Below are 17,937 nucleotides of genomic sequence, written 5' to 3'. Positions count from 1 at the left end.
ATGATTGTGTCATTTACATTAATTGAAATTCCAGTATACTAAAAGCTAACTCATTTTATTAATTTCGGTAAAATGCGTGCGTTAAGTTTTGAATTCATAATGAAATATGATTGAATAAAATATATTGTCATCAATTTATAAAGAGAGGGAATGCAATGTCAGCACCAAAACCAAATGAGCAAGGCAGCCGCAATGTGAAACCTGATAAAAAAAAGAGACATTTACTTGGCTTTTTAAGTGTCATTGTCATACTGTTATTGCTCGGGGGACTCGTCTTTGCCATTTTTTCATTTGTCGATCAATCGCATAGAGGGAATGAACGTTTAAAAGAGAAGTCAATTGAAGAACAAAAGGAAAAGCGTGACGCAGAGATTAAAAAAGAGAAAGCGCGAAAAGAACGCGAAGCACGAGAAAAAGAACGAAGCATTGAAGCGGCTCAAGCTGAACAAGAACGGTCAATTGAAGCGGCACGCCAAGCAGAAATAGAAGCCGAACGACAAGCGCAACTCGAATGGCAACGTCAACAACAGCAGCAACAACAACAAAGAGAAAAAGAAGCAGAAGCTCGAAAATCGAAGTCGAAAACGGAAGAAGAGAAGGACGACAGCGATAATAAAGCAACGGAAAAGGAACGTACAACGGAAGAGGCAACGACAGAAGAACTGAAAACGACACAATCCAAACCTTCAGCCGAGCAACGTACATCTCAAGGAACACAGACAGGTCAATCGGAGTCAAACGAACGTCCAACAGCTGAAAGGAATACTGCGCCACAACAGCGCTCAGAGCCATCCTCAAAAGCGCGGAATAGTGACGAGTCATAATATATCGTAATCATAGGCAAAATGAATAGGGCAAAAAAGGGTCGTTGAGATATGTAAGTCATCTCAGCAGCCCTTTTTTATTAATGATACGTATCGTTTTAGAATATAAGGTTAAGAAGCAATGTTAAGAGTATCGATAAAATAATTGAGAAAAGACAGCCAGGCAAACATCCCACTGGGGTACAACCTATTGTGCGCACATGTGTCCGCCGAAATGGTCCTGTATCGTTTTGGAATGTATTATCTTGACTGTGGTTAATCTCATCAGGATGTCGATAGCGTGGGTCGGATGGGTCAATGACTTCGGGTTGGTCAGATTGTTTAGACATAGTTTCACCTCTTTCTTTCAATGTAAATTATCTTGTCAATGATTGCAATGAATGGGGTATCGATGTTTAGTTTTAGTGGAAAATGTGAATAATAACATCACATCAGTTATCATGTTGTGTATTGGTGGTCGTTATTTGTCCAACGTTTATAAAAATCGGGATGCTTTTTGACTTGCATTTGTTGTGCACAAATAGTATGATGAATTTGTAAACATGATAAGTATTTATTGTATTTGGGACTAAAAATGTCACGGCATGGCTTGAATATGGCCATCTTGTTACTATTAAGGAGGCCTTTATCATGGAACGTATGATTCATGTTCAACAAAAAATTGTGCCTGACTTGATAGACAAAATGCGTCGACGTTTTTCTATTCTAACAACGATTCAAAAGTATCAACCGGTTGGGCGGCGGACTTTAAGTGAGTTGCTTAATCTCACTGAGCGTGTGCTACGTTCAGAGACAGATTTATTGAAACAACAAGAATTAATATCGGTAAAATCGACAGGTATGACATTGACTTCACAAGGTTTAGATGTGGTCTCACAGCTGAATGCATATTTCGATCAGTATACGGACTATCATCGCCTTGCACAATCTATCAAATCGACATATCAACTTGATGAAGTTCATGTGATTCCTGGTGATAGTGATAAAGATTCAAACGTTAAAGTAGAATTAGGTCGCATCGCTGGACAGCTTCTTGAAAAGCAATTGTATGATCATGCTATTGTGTCAGTAACAGGTGGCTCTACTATGGCATCGGTAAGTGACGCAATGTCGCATTTGCCTTTCCAAGTACTCTTTGTGCCGGCACGTGGCGGTCTTGGTCAAAATGTCATCTTTCAAGCGAACACAATTTGTTCTCGTATGGCTCAAAGGACTGGTGGCAGTTATACAACGTTATATGTGCCTGAACAAGTGAGTGAATTGACCTATCAAAATTTAATGAACGAACCTTCAGTGATTCAAACGCTCGATAAAATACGTGAATCACAGTTTACAATACACGGTATTGGTGATGCGCTGAAAATGGCGAAGAGAAGACAATCGTCACCAGAAGTCATTGAAAAACTTCAACATCATTTTGCTGTGGGTGAAGCGTTTGGTTATTATTTTGATCAACAAGGGCAAATTATTCACAGAGTTAAAACGATTGGTATTCAACTAGAAGAAGCGCAATCAAAAGCACATATTTTTGCTGTGGCTGGCGGAGAATCCAAAGGGCTTGCGATTAAAGCTTATCTTAAGATGGCGACACCTAATACGGTGTTGATTACAGATGAAGCTGCGGCAAAGGTAATCACAAGGGAAAGATTTGTTGAAAATAAAAAGTGAGTGAATTGTTTAAGTATTGAATTGATCCACTTTTTAAATATCATTTAAAGGAGGCCATTAACATGGCAGTAAAAGTAGCAATTAACGGATTTGGTAGAATTGGTCGTTTAGCATTTAGAAGAATTCAAGATGTGGAAAATATCGACGTTGTAGCAGTAAATGATTTAACAGACGACGATATGCTTGCACACTTATTAAAATATGACTCAACACAAGGTCGTTTTACTGAAGAAGTAGAAGTAATTGACGGTGGTTTCCGTGTAAATGGTAAAGAAGTGAAATCATTCTCTGAACCAGAACCTAAAAACTTACCATGGGGCGAGTTAGACATCGACGTGGTATTAGAATGTACTGGTTTCTTCACTGATAAAGAAAAAGCTGAAGCACACATCGAAGCAGGCGCGAAAAAAGTATTAATTTCTGCACCAGCTAAAGGTGACCTTAAAACAGTTGTATATAACGTTAACCACGAAATTTTAGATGGTACTGAAACAGTTGTTTCTGGTGCTTCATGTACAACAAACTCATTAGCACCTGTTGCCAAAACTTTACAAGACAACTTTGGTATCGTTGAAGGTTTAATGACAACAATTCACGCTTACACTGGTGACCAAAACACATTAGACGCACCTCACAGAAAAGGTGACAAACGTCGTGCGCGTGCAGCTGCTGAAAACATTATCCCTAACTCAACTGGTGCTGCGAAAGCAATCGGTTTAGTTATTCCTGAAATCGATGGTAAATTAGACGGTGGTGCACAACGTGTTCCTGTAGCAACTGGTTCATTAACTGAATTAACAGTTGTATTAGAAAAAGAAGTTTCAGTTGAAGAAGTTAACAAAGTCATGAGAGAAGCAACTAACGAATCATTCGGTTACATTGAAGACGAAATCGTATCTTCTGACGTTATCGGTATGACATTCGGTGCGCTATTCGATGCTACACAAACACGTGTAATGACTGTTGGCGACCGTCAATTAGTTAAAGTTGCATCTTGGTACGACAATGAAATGTCATACACTGCTCAATTAGTTCGTACTTTAGAATATTTAGCAAGCCAATCTAAATAATATAGATTAAAATAGGTTTGTAAGTACTTAAATATGTGCTTCTAACTATTTTGTAGCTGATAGTAGGCGGGGGAGCACAAACGCTTCTCCGCTTATTTTAAAATTGAGAGCGATAACGAGGAGGATGCTTTATGGCAAAAAAGGATGTCACAAATGTTGAATTAAAGGATAAGGTTGTTCTTGTACGCGCGGATTTCAATGTTCCTATGAAAGACGGCGAAATCACGAACGACAACCGTATCGTTCAAGCATTGCCAACTTTAAAGTACATCATTGAGCAAGGTGGGAAAGTAGTCGTATTCTCACACTTAGGTAAAGTGAAAGAAGAAAGTGATAAAGAGAAACTTTCATTAGCACCTGTTGCAAAACGTTTATCAGAAAAATTAGGTCAAGACGTCCAATTTATTCCTGAAACACGTGGCGAAAAATTAGAGTCTGCAATCCAAGCATTAAATTCAGGCGATGTGTTGATGTTTGAAAATACACGTTTTGAAGATGTTGATGGTAAGAAAGAATCTAAAAATGATAGTGAATTAGGTCGTTACTGGGCATCACTTGGCGATATTTTTGTTAATGATGCATTCGGTACAGCTCACCGTGAACATGCATCAAACGTTGGTATTTCAACACATCTAGAAACAGTTGCTGGATTTTTAATGGAAAAAGAAATTAAATTTATCGGTGGCGTTGTTGAAAATCCAAACAAACCTGTTGTTGCCATCCTTGGTGGTGCAAAAGTTTCTGATAAAATTGGTGTCATTGAAAACTTATTAAATATTGCTGACAAAGTGCTGATTGGTGGCGGCATGGCGTACACATTCTTAAAAGCACAAGGTAAAGAAATTGGTCTTTCATTACTTGAAGCAGATAAAATTGACTTCGCGAAAGATTTATTAGAACGCGCAAGTGATCAAATCGTATTACCAGTTGATGCAAAAGTTGCGAAAGAATTCTCAAACGATGCACAAATTACAACAGTTTCTATCGACGACATTCCTGAAGATCAAGAAGCAATGGATATCGGTCCTGAAACAGTTGCACTTTTCAAAGAACAATTAAAAGGTGCACATACAGTGGTATGGAATGGTCCAATGGGTGTGTTTGAATTCAGTAATTTTGCGCAAGGTACAATTGGTGTGTGTGAGGCGATTGCTGAGCTGCAAGATGCGACAACAATTATCGGTGGTGGCGATTCAGCAGCAGCGGCAATGCAACTTGGCTTTGAAGATGACTTCACGCACATTTCTACAGGTGGCGGCGCGTCATTAGAATACTTAGAAGGTAAAGAATTACCGGGCATTAAAGCAATCGCAAATCTATAACTCTATAGATGAAATTTGATTGAACAATAGAGGGAGTGTTTAATAGTGAGAAAACCAATCATCGCAGGTAACTGGAAAATGAACAAAACTGTACAAGAAGCGAAAGATTTTGTACAAACGTTACCAGCATTACCAGATACAAATGAAGTTGAGGCAGTGATTTGTGCACCTACAATTCAACTTGATGCACTGATTTCATTAACAAAAGAAAATGTTGCGCCAGGTCTTAAAATCGGTGCGCAAAACACTTATTTTGAAGAGAGTGGTGCGTTTACAGGGGAAACATCTCCAGTCGCATTAGAAGCATTAGGTGTGAGCTACGTTGTCATCGGTCACTCTGAACGTCGTGACTTATTCCACGAAACTGATGAAGATATTAACAAAAAAGCGCATGCAGTGTTTAACCACAACATGACACCAATCATTTGTGTCGGTGAATCAGATGAAGAACGTGAAAGTGGTAAAGCAAACGAAATCGTTGAAGCCCAAGTTGAAAAAGCGTTAAAAGGTTTATCAGATGAACAAATTAAAAAAGTTGTTATCGCCTATGAACCAATTTGGGCGATTGGTACAGGTAAATCTTCAACAGCGAAAGATGCGAACGAAATGTGTGCAGCGGTCCGTCAAAAAATCTCGAAGTTAACAAGTGATGAAGTAGCACAAGCAACACGTATTCAATACGGTGGTAGTGTAAAGCCAGGCAATATTAAAGAATATATGGCTGAAACTGATATTGATGGCGCATTAGTTGGTGGTGCATCACTTAAAGTAGAAGATTATACTCAATTGTTAGAAGGTGCAAAATAATTATGGCAAAAAAACCTACAGCGCTTATTATTCTTGATGGGTTTGCGAATCGAGAAGAGGTACACGGTAATGCTGTTAAACAAGCGCATAAACCAAACTTTGATCGCTACTATGAGAAGTATCCTACGACTCAAATTGAAGCAAGTGGTTTAGATGTGGGACTTCCTGAAGGACAAATGGGGAATTCAGAAGTGGGCCATATGAACATTGGTGCCGGACGTATTGTGTACCAAAGCTTAACACGTATCAATAAGTCTATTGAAGATGGTGACTTTTTCGATAATGACGTCTTAAACAAAGCAATGGACCATGCATTAAACAATCATAGCGCATTACACATCTTCGGTTTGCTTTCTGATGGTGGCGTACACAGTCATTACAAACATTTATTCGCGCTGTTAGAATTAGCGAAACGTAAAAACTTAACAAAAGTTTATGTCCACGCATTTTTAGATGGTCGTGACGTTGATCAAAAATCAGCTTTAAAATATATCGACGAAACAGAAGAGAAATTTAAAGCATTAGGTGTAGGTCAATTTGCATCTGTATCAGGACGTTACTATGCAATGGACCGTGATAAACGTTGGGATCGTGAACAAAAAGCATACGATGCAATTCGCGGATTCAGTGATGTAAAGTACGCATCAGCACGTGAAGGTGTTCAAGCAAACTACGACAACAATTTAACTGACGAATTTGTTGAACCGTTTGTAGTTGAAAACCAAAACGATGGTGTGAACGATGGCGATGCTGTGATTTTCTACAACTTCAGACCAGACCGCGCAGGCCAAATGTCTGAAATTTTCACAAGCAAAGCATTCGACGGTTTTGAAGTTGAGCGCGTAAATGATTTATTCTATGCGACATTTACAAAATACAATGATCAAGTAGATTCAGCAGTTGTATTTGAAAAAGTAGACTTGAAAAATACAATTGGTGAAGTGGCACAAGACAATGGTTTAGTCCAATTACGTATTGCTGAAACTGAAAAATATCCACACGTGACATACTTTATGAACGGTGGACAGAATGAAGAGTTTGAAGGTGAACGTCGTATTTTAATCAATTCACCTAAAGTCGCAACGTATGACTTAAAGCCTGAAATGAGTGCTTACGAAGTGCGTGATGCATTACTTAAAGAGTTGGATAAAGGTGAGTTAGACTTGATTATTCTTAACTTTGCCAACCCTGACATGGTAGGGCACAGTGGGATGTTAGCGCCAACAATTAAAGCAATTGAGGCAGTAGATGAATGTTTAGGTGACGTCGTTGATAAAATTTTAGACATGGACGGACAAGCTATCATTACAGCGGACCATGGTAACTCCGATGAAGTATTAACAGATGACGATCAACCGATGACAACACATACTACAAACCCAGTACCTGTCATTGTAACAAAAGAAGGCATCACATTACGTGAAACAGGCCGACTTGGCGATTTAGCACCAACGTTACTTGATTTATTAAATATCGAACAACCTGAAGATATGACGGGTGAATCATTAATTCAACATTAAATCATTTGAGAAACACAGATGAATCGCTATAATAGCATTAAGTAGTCAAATATAAAACGGAATAAAGTATGTTCAAACCATATTGAATATATATTTATAAATTGATTGAAAAAGGAGATTTAACATTATGCCAATTATTACTGATGTATACGCTCGCGAAGTATTAGACTCACGTGGTAACCCTACAGTTGAGGTAGAAGTATTAACAGAAAGTGGTGCGTTCGGTCGCGCATTAGTGCCATCAGGTGCATCAACTGGTGAACACGAAGCAGTAGAATTACGTGACGGCGATGCGGATCGTTACTTAGGTAAAGGTGTAGAAAAAGCAGTTGAAAACGTAAACGAAATTATTGCACCTGAATTAATCGAAGGCGAGTTCTCAGTATTAGAACAAGTTTCAATCGATAAAATGATGATTCAATTAGATGGTACTGCAAACAAAGGTAAATTAGGTGCCAATGCGATTTTAGGTGTTTCTATTGCAGTTGCGCGTGCAGCAGCAGACTTCTTAGGTCAACCTTTATACAAATATTTAGGTGGATTCAATGCAACAGTATTACCAACACCTATGATGAACATTGTTAACGGTGGTTCTCACTCAGACGCACCAATTGCATTCCAAGAGTTCATGATTTTACCAGTGGGTGCTGAGTCATTCAAAGAAGCTTTACGTTGGGGTGCTGAAGTATTCCACGCATTAGCTAAAATCTTGAAAAAACGCGGCTTAGTTACTGCAGTAGGTGATGAAGGTGGATTCGCGCCTAAATTCAAAGGTACTGAAGATGGCGTAGAAACAATTCTTGAAGCAATCAAAGCAGCTGGTTTAGAGCCAGGTAAAGACGTATTCTTAGGTTTTGACTGTGCATCATCTGAGTTCTATGAAAACGGTGTATATGACTACACTAAATTCGAAGGTGAAAATGCAGCGAAACTTACTGCTGAAGAACAAGTAGACTACTTAGAGCAACTTGTTAATAAATACCCAATCATTACGATTGAAGATGGTATGGATGAAAACGACTGGGAAGGTTGGAAGTTATTAACTGAACGTATTGGTGATCGTGTTCAATTAGTAGGTGACGACTTATTCGTAACAAATACTGAAATCTTATCTAAAGGTATTGAGCAAGGTATCGGTAACTCAATCTTAATCAAAGTTAACCAAATCGGTACTTTAACTGAAACATTTGAAGCAATCGAAATGGCACAAAAAGCAGGTTACACTGCGGTTGTATCACACCGTTCAGGAGAAACAGAAGATACAACAATTGCTGACATCGCTGTTGCAACAAATGCTGGACAAATCAAAACAGGTTCATTATCACGTACAGACCGTATTGCGAAATACAACCAATTGTTACGTATTGAAGATGACCTTTACGAAACAGCTAAATATGAAGGCTTAAAATCATTCTACAACTTAAGCAAATAAGTAGATGAGATTATAATGTTATAATGAGAGGTTAGGACATCGCGTTCTAACCTCTTTTTTAAATGTCCAACATTGATTTTCTTTCATCGTTTTAAACTGTTATAATAGGCTTATATGATATAGAAGGAGCAAAGAAATGCCACAATTACAAGACACGGAGCTACGTGCCCAACATACAGGAAAGTTACTTGCTTATCTGTCGTTTTTATTCGCCGTTTGTTTAGTGATTCATCAAGTCATGATTGTGGATGGTCAAGTGGTGACGTATATGCTTGAACATTCGGGAAATAAAGCGACTGAAAATAGTATTAATGCGATTAATAACAGTTTACGTTACATCGGCATTCTATACATACTCGCGAATGCAGCAGGTGTGGTCGCATTAAAAAATCAACACCCTTATTTATGGTGGTTTATGTTAGCGGTTTTCATTTCACAAATTTTCAACGCGTTACTCAATCCACCAATCCTTTACACAGCGATTTTTCATGTGAAAGGTTTCTTCGGTTTAATCCCGTATGCGTTAGTAATCGTTGGATCGCTCGTACTGGCAGTGATGATGATTAGGGTGAGTGTCAAACGCAAGTCGACGTTTAATCGATAAAGCTTGTTGTGAATCGTTTAAATATATGATAAAATAGCTTTCGTATATGATGAATGGAGGACAGTCTGATGCATAGTTTTTTCGTAGTATTACTCATTATTGACTGTATCGCGCTCATCACTGTTGTTTTATTGCAAGAAGGTAAAAGCAATGGCTTATCAGGTGCCATTAGTGGTGGTGCTGAACAATTATTTGGTAAACAAAAACAACGTGGTGTAGATTTATTTTTGCATAGATTGACAATTGTACTTTCGATTATTTTCTTTGTATTAATGTTAGGTATCAGTTACTTCAATATGTAGAGTCCGGCCGTTGAAAAGTCGGACTTTTTTGTTTGTGTACGCCGTATCAAACCGATAGAATAGAGTGTATGAGTTATTGAAAGGACGAGAGTTTACCGATGAAGATTCAATTACCGAAACCTTTCTTTTTTGAGGAAGGAAAACGTGCAGTATTATTATTACACGGTTTTACTGGCAACAGTTCAGATGTGAGACAATTAGGACGCTTTTTACAGAAAAAAGGGTACACCTCTTATGCACCTCATTATGAAGGACATGCGGCCCCACCTGAAGAAATTTTGCAATCGAGTCCTCATGTATGGTATAAAGATGTGCTCGATGGTTATGAATTTTTAGTGGAACACGGTTATGACGAAATCGCTGTCGCTGGTTTATCATTAGGTGGCGTTTTTGCATTAAAACTAAGCTTAAATCGTACTGTAAAGGGTATTGTAACGATGTGCTCACCGATGTACATTAAAACGGAAGGGGCCATGTATGAAGGTGTACTAGACTATGCCCGTCAATTTAAAAAATATGAAGGTAAAGATGACGAAACGATTGAGCGCGAAATGGCAGCGTTTCATCCGACTGACACGTTGAGAGAGTTACAAGGGACGATTCAAGAAGTGCGCGACAGTGTGGATGAAGTAATTGATCCTATTTTAGTGATACAGGCTGAACAAGATGAGATGATTAATCCAGATTCTGCTAATGTCATTTATGATGAAGTGATGTCGGATGAAAAACGAATTTCTTGGTACAAAGAATCTGGTCACGTCATTACTATTGATAAAGAAAAAGAAGCAGTATTTGAAGATGTTTATCAATTTTTAGAGTCATTAGATTGGTCTGAATAAATAGCCGATAACACATCAATTTTAACTATTTTCTAAAAAGAAAGGAGGAGCAAAATGAATTTAAAAGAAGAGATTATCGGAATCATTAAAAGTGCAGATTATGAACCCATGTCTGTATCTGACTTCCAAGATGCATTAGGATTGAGTAGTGCGGATTCATTTCGTGACCTTATAAAGATTTTGGTAGAGTTAGAACAAACAGGAATGGTGACGCGTACGAAACAAGACCGTTATCAAAAACAACAACAGAAGACAAATTCAGGTTTAGTGAGAGGAACATTAAGCCAAAATAAAAAGGGATTTGCCTTTTTACGTCCAGATGATCAAGAAATGGAAGACATCTTTATTCCGCCGACAAAAATCAACCGTGCAATGGATGGAGACGTCGTATTAGTCGAAGTGAAGAAGTCGCGCGGTGATTTTCGCAAAGGCAAGTTCGAAGGTGAAGTGAAGGCGATTGAATCCCATTCGATTAAACAAGTTGTCGGTACATTTTCTGAAGCGCGTCATTTCGGTTTCGTTGTACCTGATGATAAACGCATTATGCAAGATATTTTCGTGCCAAAAGGTCAAGAACTTGGTGCAGTAGAAGGCCATAAAGTGTTAGTGCAAATTACCCAATACTCAGATGGTACGAACAGTCCAGAGGGGCAGATTTCAGCGATTTTAGGCCATAAAAATGATCCGGGTGTTGATATTTTATCGATCATTTACCAACATGGCATTGAAATTGAGTTTCCTGATGATGTATTGAAAGAAGCGGAAAACGTACCTGAAACAATACAACCCGATGAACTTAAAGGCCGTCGTGATTTAAGAGATGAACTGACGATTACAATCGATGGTGCAGATGCGAAAGATTTAGATGACGCCATTGCTGTGAAAAAGTTGGACAATGGCAACACGGAATTGACAGTCAGTATTGCGGACGTGAGCTATTATGTCACAGAAGGTTCAGCGTTAGACCGAGAAGCGTATGATCGTGCGACAAGTGTCTATTTAGTCGACCGTGTCATTCCGATGATTCCGCACCGATTGAGTAATGGGATTTGTTCGTTAAATCCTGAGGTCGACCGTTTAGCCATGAGTTGTCGAATGGAAATTGATGCACAAGGTCAAGTGGTCAAACACGAGATTTTTGAAAGTGTGATTCATTCTAACGCACGTATGACTTATGACGCGGTAAATCGGATCATTACAGATAAAGATGCAGTGACAAGAGCACAATATCCAGAAATTGTGCCTATGTTAGATTTAGCCCAGACGTTATCACAACAATTGATTGCGATGCGTAAAAAACGTGGCGAAATCGACTTTGATATTAAAGAAGCGAAAGTTATCGTAAACGAGGAAGGGATTCCGAAAGAAGTCGTGACACGTGAGCGCGGTGAAGGTGAACGTTTAATCGAATCATTTATGTTGATTGCAAACGAAACAGTGGCAGAACATTTCAATCAAATGGAAGTGCCATTCATTTACCGTATTCACGAACAGCCGAAGTCAGAACGTCTCCGTCAGTTTTTTGATTTTATTACGAACTTTGGCATTATGGTCAAAGGAACAGGCGAAGATATTCATCCAAGTACGTTGCAAAACATTCACGAAGAGATTGCTGGACGACCTGAAGATATGGTCATTTCAACCATGATGTTACGTTCAATGCAACAAGCACGTTATGATGCTGATAACTTAGGCCATTTCGGTTTAGCGGCAGATTATTATACGCATTTTACGTCACCAATTCGTCGCTATCCAGACTTGATTGTTCATCGTTTAGTGCGTAAATATTTAATCGAAAAGTCGATGGATGGTCGTGCAATGCATGAATGGGAAGAAAAGCTCCCACAAATTGCTGAGCATACATCAAATCGTGAACGTCGTGCCATTGACGCAGAACGTGATACGGATGAACTGAAAAAAGCGGAGTTTATGATTCAACATATTGGTGATGAATTTGAAGGTGTCATCAGTTCTGTCGCGAATTTTGGTATGTTTGTAGAGTTGCCCAACACGATTGAAGGTATGGTCAACATGCAAAATATGTCTGATGACTATTACCATTTTGATGAGCGCCAAATGGCATTGATTGGTGAACGAAAAGCGAAAGTTTACCGCATTGGTGATGTCGTAAAGGTTAAAGTCATTCATGTTGATGTGGATGAACGTCAAATCGATTTCCAAATTGTAGGTATGCCAATTGATGTAAGCTCGAAACGTGAAAGAGACCCACGTGGTAAAACGATTCAAGCGAAAACAAAAGGCACTCAATTTGAGAAAACTGATAAAAAGAAAAAGCGTAAATCACGTAAAGGTAAAAATGCGAGACAACGTGACAAATCAGGTAATACACAACACAAGCCGTTTTATAAAGGTAAAAAAGTAAAGAAAAAGGCACGAAAAAAGAAAAAATAATTTGAGGTGAAACCAATGCCAAAAAAATCAGGAAAAGGCACATTAGCAGAAAATCGTAAAGCGCGCCATGACTATAACATCGAGGACACGATTGAAGCGGGCATTGCGTTACAAGGGACGGAAATTAAATCGATTCGTCGTGGGAGTGCCAATTTAAAAGATAGTTACGCACAAGTGAAACATGGTGAAATCTTCTTGCATAATATGCACATTGCGCCTTATGAAGAGGGGAACCGTTTTAATCATGATCCGCTACGTGTACGTAAACTGTTATTACACAAACGTGAGATTTTGAAATTAGGCGAACGTACGCGTGAGATTGGTTATTCGATTATTCCGCTTAAATTGTATTTGAAACACGGCAATTGTAAAGTATTATTAGGCGTTGCACGTGGTAAGAAAAAATATGATAAGCGTCAATCATTAAAAGAAAAAGCGGTTAAACGTGATATGGACCGTGCGATGAAACAAAAATATTAAGAATTTGCGAAGTATGTCAATTTTTGATATGATATAATGTGCTTTCATATAACGGAAGCACATTGAATACTACGGGGACGTTTATGGATTCGACAGGGGTCCCCCGAGCTCATGAAGCGTGTCGGAGGGTTGTCTTCGTTACCAACACATCAGTTTATAATAACTGGCAAAACTAACAATAATTTCGCAGTAGCTGCCTAATTGCACTCTGCATCACCTAACAGCATCGCCTATGTGCTGTTAACGTGATTCAACTTTAGTAGGATACGCTCGTCACTGCCGTTTGAAGTCTGGCGAGAAGAGATGAATCAAACTAGCATCATGTTGGCTGTCTATCGCCTTGCATGATGTGAAATTGAACGATAGACTACACACGTAGAAACATTTGTATCAGGACCTTTGGACGCGGGTTCAAATCCCGCCGTCTCCACTATGTAGCCTATAACCATTGCGGTTGTAGGCTTTTTATTTTCGGGTGCACAAATAGTGCACAGAAAATGCACAGCACATAAAAAAACACCACCAAAAAAGTAGGCAGTGTTTCATAAAAATTTTACTATTTCTTTTTGTGTACTAGGGTATAAGTGGCCATATCGGTTATATACTTCATTACTATCGGCATGACCTAAACGCTGAGCTATTACCATAATACTAGCACCATGATTAACTAGCATTGATGCGTGGCTATGTCTTAATTCGTGTATAACGATTCTAGGGAATGTTTGACCGTCTGGAAGTTGGTTATCTAGTACCTTTAATGCAGTGGTAAACCAACGATCAATAGTAGACTCACTATATGCTTTAAAGAATGTACCAAATAATACATAATCATCTTTATATATGTTATTCTCTTTATACCAATTTAAATAATTCTTGATGTCATTCATCATGTGAGCAGGCAAGTAAATATCACGTATGGCTGATTTCGTTTTAGGGGCTGTCACTTCACCGTGATAGTCCGTTTTGTTTATATGGATAAATTCATCATCAAAGTTAACATCACGCCATGTGAGGGCTCTAATCTCACCCTTGCGTGCTCCAGAGTAGAACAATAATTTAAAGAATAATTTTTGTTGCTGTGTAGCCAGTGCCTCATAAAATTCATTGAATTGTTCTAGTGTCCAATAGTTTAAACGTTTCTGAGATTCTATTTCAAAATTACCTACAAGGGAAGCTACATTTTGCTTTAGATCATAAAACTTCATTGCATGGTTCAGTAATGATACTAGGTATACATGCATCTTCTTTAAGTAATCTCCAGAATGCCCTTCTTTTAACTTTTTGTTTTGAAACTTCATCACATCTTGTGTAGTAATTTTAAAAACGTCCATAGACTTGAAATAAGGTAACAGGTGGTTGTTTGTATGTGTCTTTAATGCTTTTACACTAGATGACTTACGACGTGCTGAATACCACTCTATATATTCCTCAACAAGTTTATCAAAAGGCAATCTGTTAAGTTGTCCTATGCCCTCTAATTCGTCCATGATTTCATTACACTTTTTCACAGCTTCTTTACGTTGTTTGAATCCTTTACGTGTAATATACTGGCGCTTATTCGTCTTGTCATAGTATGTGATGCGGAAGTAATATGTACCACGTTTACTGTCTTTATAAATGTTGTGTGCTAATCTTAGGTCACGTGTCATGTGTATCACCTGTTATGTTTGATTTCTCAAACAAAATATCTTGTAATTGACCATCAATAAAGTTAATCAATGCTCTTCCCAATTCATCTTCTGAATACCCTTTATCTTTGAGAACAATGGAAAGTGTAGAGGCTTTTGTTATCAACTCGTCGTAATCTACATTTTTCTTGAAATAACCAACCAATATTTCATAAATCTCCATTAACGGCTCATCATAATTTATAATTTCTTCATCAAATCTATATTCTTGAAATTTGTAGCCTACTATAAATCTAAATGCGCTAATATAATCGATATTTTTTGGAGGTATTCCATTTAAAAACTTATTCACTAAAGGGTAACCGACATTTAAACGTAGGATTTTTTCACTTTTATCTTCAAAACTTTTAAATGTCTTTATACCTTCTGTGATAAAAAAATCCACCTCGGTTTTAAGTGTATTTTGACAGAGATTTAATATTTCTTGATATATTCCACGTTCAAACACATCAGAATATTGGTATTCATTGACGTTATAAATCATATCCGTTAAACGATCCTTTACAAATAGATCCATTTCATCAAAGTAATTTTCCACATCACTAAATGACAAATTTTCACGTATATATGGCAGTAATTCCCCATATAAAAGTTTATCTAAAGAAATGTTAGCCATATTAGAAATTTGTAACAATCTTTTTTTGTTGGGCAATGATGCCCCTTTTTCCCACATAGCTACATTACCTTTACTTGCAGAAAACAATTCTCCAAACTTTTCTTGTGTTTTTCCTGAATTTATCCTAATTTTTTTAATACGTGCGCCTATTTCCTGTTTGTCATACATGTTTAAGCCCCTTTCATTTTATATACCTATATTGTAGTTTACTGTTCAAAAAAGTTCAATTATTTTCTTGACTAAACTTTTCTATCGTGATATTATCAATTTATAAGTTCTAAAAAGTTCTATTTAATAGGTTTTATTTTTTGTTTTTATGTTCTAAAAAGTTCAAAGGAGGAATAAACATGACAAAAATTCAATACCCAGTTTTATACATCACACGAAAGGAACACGGACATACTCAGAACTATGTGGCCAGAAAATTAAATTTATCTCCACAGCGGTATTCGTTGAAAGAAATTGGTAAGGCATATTTCACACTCCCGGAGGCACGCACACTCAGCGAAATGTATGGCATTCCAATTGAACAACTATTCTCAACTGAATTTCCAGTATCACAATAAGGAGGAATAACGATGAAACAACAAGTCATTATTACAAAGACAATTGTCGGCTGGTACAACATCAAAGACACTAAACACAATTTGCTTTTGAATGTATCGCCACAAGTATTTGAACAGTATTTTCCTGAAATCAATAATGATGTTCAAATTGCAGTGTTAGAAATGGATCTATCAAGAATTACAGAAATCAAAAATAAGAAAAAGGTAGGTAGTTAAGATGAACGAACAACAAATACAGGTGCTTGGTGATATTTATAATACATTGATTGCAGTAAGCGATGATGTAGCAACCGAATACAAACATAAGTTTGAAGAAGGGGGAAATGAATGGTATGAAACTGTGAGCCGTGAGAAACATTTAGAAGCAATTATGCGGTGGGCGATACAGCAAATTGAAAATAACTTTGAAATTGTGGAGGAAATTTAAGATGAGAATGTTATCGAAGCATTTGAGAATTTCCAAATGATGATTAGGGACGATCTGGAAATTGAAGAGAAAAACACAACAATACACTTGGACGAACTCTATGTATTACTAAATGACAAAGGAGAGAACGAATAATGAATCTGGAAATTAGAAATCTATTTAGTGAAATTGAAATAGTTAAAGAGAAAATCAATGATGCAGTTACTTCTTTTGGGTGGTTTGAAGATGAATATTTTATACATGAACCTAGTCACGTGTTGAGTATGAACGAAGTGAAACTACATGGCTATAAATACCATGAACACCGTATTCAAATTGAGCAGTTATGTGAATTGATGCACATATATATTGAGCGACTCGATAAGCAAATTCAAGAGTTTAAAGAAATAGAAAAAGCGTCATCAGCGAAGTTTGGCGACAGAACTGATAACGCATAGCAAATTATATAAGAAAGGAGAACCTCTCTATGTTTGATTTAAAGTACGATGATGAAATTCATGTTCTATTATATCAAAATTTAACATCTAAAGGAACAGAAAACGTAAAAAATATTCAGTGGTCTGACTGGTGCGAGTTTTTAACTCGTCCAGTTGTCAGCTATGATAAATACGCTAATAAGCTAGCGATATACGGTGATGTTGCTGATGGTGAAGGTATATCACACCGTCGTTTGAAAGAAAATGTGATGTATAGACAAGTGTTTTCATTGGACTATGACGACATCGATGATATGAATAGATTTCTCGATAACGTTAAAAAGAAGATGAAGCACTTTGCATACTTCATATATAGCACGTATAGACACCGTGATACACATGATGAGAATGATGAGGCATTGCGTCCTAGATTTCGATTACTCGTGCCTATAGATGATATTTTAGAGCCAGAAGAGTATACGAAATACGCTGGGGCATTATCGAGGTATATCGGAGAAATAATAGACGAGTCGTGCTTTAAACCTATTCAATTATCCGCATTGCCCGTTATAAGTGGTAAAGACGCACCATTCCACTGGTATATCAATGATGCACCATTCATCACACGCTCACAATTGGATAATTGCTTTGCTAAATATCCTCTCGATGCAACTGAGGGCGAATCTCAGCACATCAAAGTTGTATATAACAAACGAGATTCGTCACATTGGCGTGATATTGCATTCGGAGTTGCAGAGGGTGAACGGAATGAGGCTCTAGCGTCTTTGATAGGTTACTTATTGCGAAGATATGTAGATGCACATTTAGTATATGGATTAGCAAGCGCATGGGCAATGACTTGCACACCGCCTATTGAACAGAATGAAGTGAATAAAACATTCAATTCCATTTACAAAAAGCATACTAATAACCTTTAGGAAGGA

The 17,937-nt window shown here is 37.6% G+C and carries 20 protein-coding genes and 1 other RNA gene; 18 read left to right on the top strand and 3 right to left on the bottom strand.

Annotation, left to right across the window (positions count from 1 at the left end; genetic code table 11):
• The first annotated feature begins 155 nt into the window (after positions 1-155).
• Positions 156-824 (top strand): DUF4887 domain-containing protein, encoded by a 669-nt coding sequence (locus P3U61_RS09470; protein ID WP_214528183.1) that lies wholly within the window; start codon positions 156-158, stop codon positions 822-824.
• Between the two features lie 98 nt (positions 825-922).
• Here the strand turns inward: P3U61_RS09470 and P3U61_RS09465 are convergent, their stop codons facing one another.
• On the bottom strand, positions 923-1,153 hold the full coding sequence (locus P3U61_RS09465; RefSeq protein ID WP_081247719.1) for a hypothetical protein: 231 nt from the start codon (positions 1,151-1,153) through the stop codon (positions 923-925).
• Between the two features lie 301 nt (positions 1,154-1,454).
• Here P3U61_RS09465 and P3U61_RS09460 point away from each other — a divergent pair, with 301 nt between their 5' ends.
• The 12 genes from P3U61_RS09460 to ssrA all read left to right on the top strand — a co-directional run bounded on the left by P3U61_RS09460 (position 1,455) and on the right by ssrA (position 13,713).
• The gene (locus P3U61_RS09460) at positions 1,455-2,492 is read left to right on the top strand and encodes a sugar-binding transcriptional regulator (RefSeq protein WP_063284479.1); all 1,038 of its coding nucleotides are present in this window, start codon (positions 1,455-1,457) and stop codon (positions 2,490-2,492) included.
• Positions 2,493-2,554: 62 nt separating this feature from the next.
• On the top strand, positions 2,555-3,562 hold the full coding sequence (gene gap, locus P3U61_RS09455) for a type I glyceraldehyde-3-phosphate dehydrogenase (protein ID WP_014614483.1): 1,008 nt from the start codon (positions 2,555-2,557) through the stop codon (positions 3,560-3,562).
• A gap of 131 nt (positions 3,563-3,693) precedes the next feature.
• The gene (locus P3U61_RS09450; protein WP_014614482.1) at positions 3,694-4,884 is read left to right on the top strand and encodes a phosphoglycerate kinase; all 1,191 of its coding nucleotides are present in this window, start codon (positions 3,694-3,696) and stop codon (positions 4,882-4,884) included.
• A 45-nt stretch (positions 4,885-4,929) separates the two neighbouring features.
• Positions 4,930-5,691: a triose-phosphate isomerase gene (gene tpiA, locus P3U61_RS09445; RefSeq protein ID WP_323695690.1), complete on the top strand. Its 762-nt coding sequence runs from the start codon at positions 4,930-4,932 to the stop codon at positions 5,689-5,691.
• 2 nt (positions 5,692-5,693) lie between these two features.
• Positions 5,694-7,211 (top strand): 2,3-bisphosphoglycerate-independent phosphoglycerate mutase, encoded by a 1,518-nt coding sequence (gene gpmI, locus P3U61_RS09440; RefSeq protein ID WP_096636602.1) that lies wholly within the window; start codon positions 5,694-5,696, stop codon positions 7,209-7,211.
• 127 nt (positions 7,212-7,338) lie between these two features.
• Complete coding sequence (gene eno, locus P3U61_RS09435; protein WP_063284481.1) at positions 7,339-8,643, top strand: surface-displayed alpha-enolase; 1,305 nt, start codon at positions 7,339-7,341, stop codon at positions 8,641-8,643.
• Positions 8,644-8,779: 136 nt separating this feature from the next.
• Positions 8,780-9,247: a hypothetical protein gene (locus P3U61_RS09430; RefSeq protein ID WP_014614478.1), complete on the top strand. Its 468-nt coding sequence runs from the start codon at positions 8,780-8,782 to the stop codon at positions 9,245-9,247.
• A 68-nt stretch (positions 9,248-9,315) separates the two neighbouring features.
• Positions 9,316-9,549 (top strand): preprotein translocase subunit SecG, encoded by a 234-nt coding sequence (gene secG / locus P3U61_RS09425; RefSeq protein WP_014614477.1) that lies wholly within the window; start codon positions 9,316-9,318, stop codon positions 9,547-9,549.
• 98 nt (positions 9,550-9,647) lie between these two features.
• Positions 9,648-10,388 carry an alpha/beta hydrolase gene (locus tag P3U61_RS09420; protein WP_014614476.1) on the top strand — a complete coding sequence of 247 codons (741 nt, stop codon included), beginning with the start codon at positions 9,648-9,650 and terminating at the stop codon, positions 10,386-10,388.
• Between the two features lie 54 nt (positions 10,389-10,442).
• Positions 10,443-12,800 carry a ribonuclease R gene (gene rnr, locus P3U61_RS09415; protein WP_063284482.1) on the top strand — a complete coding sequence of 786 codons (2,358 nt, stop codon included), beginning with the start codon at positions 10,443-10,445 and terminating at the stop codon, positions 12,798-12,800.
• A 15-nt stretch (positions 12,801-12,815) separates the two neighbouring features.
• Complete coding sequence (gene smpB, locus P3U61_RS09410) at positions 12,816-13,280, top strand: SsrA-binding protein SmpB (RefSeq protein ID WP_014614474.1); 465 nt, start codon at positions 12,816-12,818, stop codon at positions 13,278-13,280.
• 73 nt (positions 13,281-13,353) lie between these two features.
• Positions 13,354-13,713, top strand: a transfer-messenger RNA (tmRNA) gene (gene ssrA / locus P3U61_RS09405).
• A 109-nt stretch (positions 13,714-13,822) separates the two neighbouring features.
• On the opposite strand, the gene P3U61_RS09400 is transcribed toward ssrA, so the two are convergent.
• Entirely contained in the window at positions 13,823-14,929 is a 1,107-nt protein-coding gene (locus P3U61_RS09400) for a site-specific integrase (protein WP_099987273.1), read from the bottom strand.
• Positions 14,919-15,752, bottom strand: a complete 834-nt coding sequence (locus P3U61_RS09395; protein WP_099987271.1) for a helix-turn-helix domain-containing protein — start codon at positions 15,750-15,752, stop codon at positions 14,919-14,921. The genes P3U61_RS09400 and P3U61_RS09395 overlap by 11 nt, the downstream gene beginning before the upstream one ends.
• Positions 15,753-15,931: 179 nt before the next feature.
• Between P3U61_RS09395 and P3U61_RS09390 the strand changes: the two genes are divergently transcribed.
• The 5 genes from P3U61_RS09390 to P3U61_RS09370 all read left to right on the top strand — a co-directional run bounded on the left by P3U61_RS09390 (position 15,932) and on the right by P3U61_RS09370 (position 17,931).
• Positions 15,932-16,150, top strand: a complete 219-nt coding sequence (locus P3U61_RS09390; RefSeq protein WP_100006792.1) for a helix-turn-helix transcriptional regulator — start codon at positions 15,932-15,934, stop codon at positions 16,148-16,150.
• Between the two features lie 12 nt (positions 16,151-16,162).
• Complete coding sequence (locus tag P3U61_RS09385) at positions 16,163-16,366, top strand: pathogenicity island protein (protein ID WP_085237787.1); 204 nt, start codon at positions 16,163-16,165, stop codon at positions 16,364-16,366.
• A gap of 1 nt (position 16,367) precedes the next feature.
• Complete coding sequence (tscA, locus tag P3U61_RS09380; protein WP_099987267.1) at positions 16,368-16,577, top strand: type II toxin-antitoxin system antitoxin TscA; 210 nt, start codon at positions 16,368-16,370, stop codon at positions 16,575-16,577.
• Between the two features lie 134 nt (positions 16,578-16,711).
• Complete coding sequence (gene tscT, locus P3U61_RS09375; RefSeq protein ID WP_099987265.1) at positions 16,712-17,014, top strand: type II toxin-antitoxin system toxin TscT; 303 nt, start codon at positions 16,712-16,714, stop codon at positions 17,012-17,014.
• 29 nt (positions 17,015-17,043) lie between these two features.
• Complete coding sequence (locus tag P3U61_RS09370; protein ID WP_099987263.1) at positions 17,044-17,931, top strand: primase alpha helix C-terminal domain-containing protein; 888 nt, start codon at positions 17,044-17,046, stop codon at positions 17,929-17,931.
• The last annotated feature ends 6 nt before the right edge of the window (positions 17,932-17,937 follow it).

Origin of the sequence: Staphylococcus pseudintermedius (genome assembly GCF_034042775.1) — a bacterium.
GTDB classification, from domain to species: Bacteria; Bacillota; Bacilli; order Staphylococcales; family Staphylococcaceae; genus Staphylococcus; species Staphylococcus pseudintermedius.
Note: the sequence above shows the minus strand (reverse complement) of the source record. Positions and strands in the feature narration are given on the sequence as shown.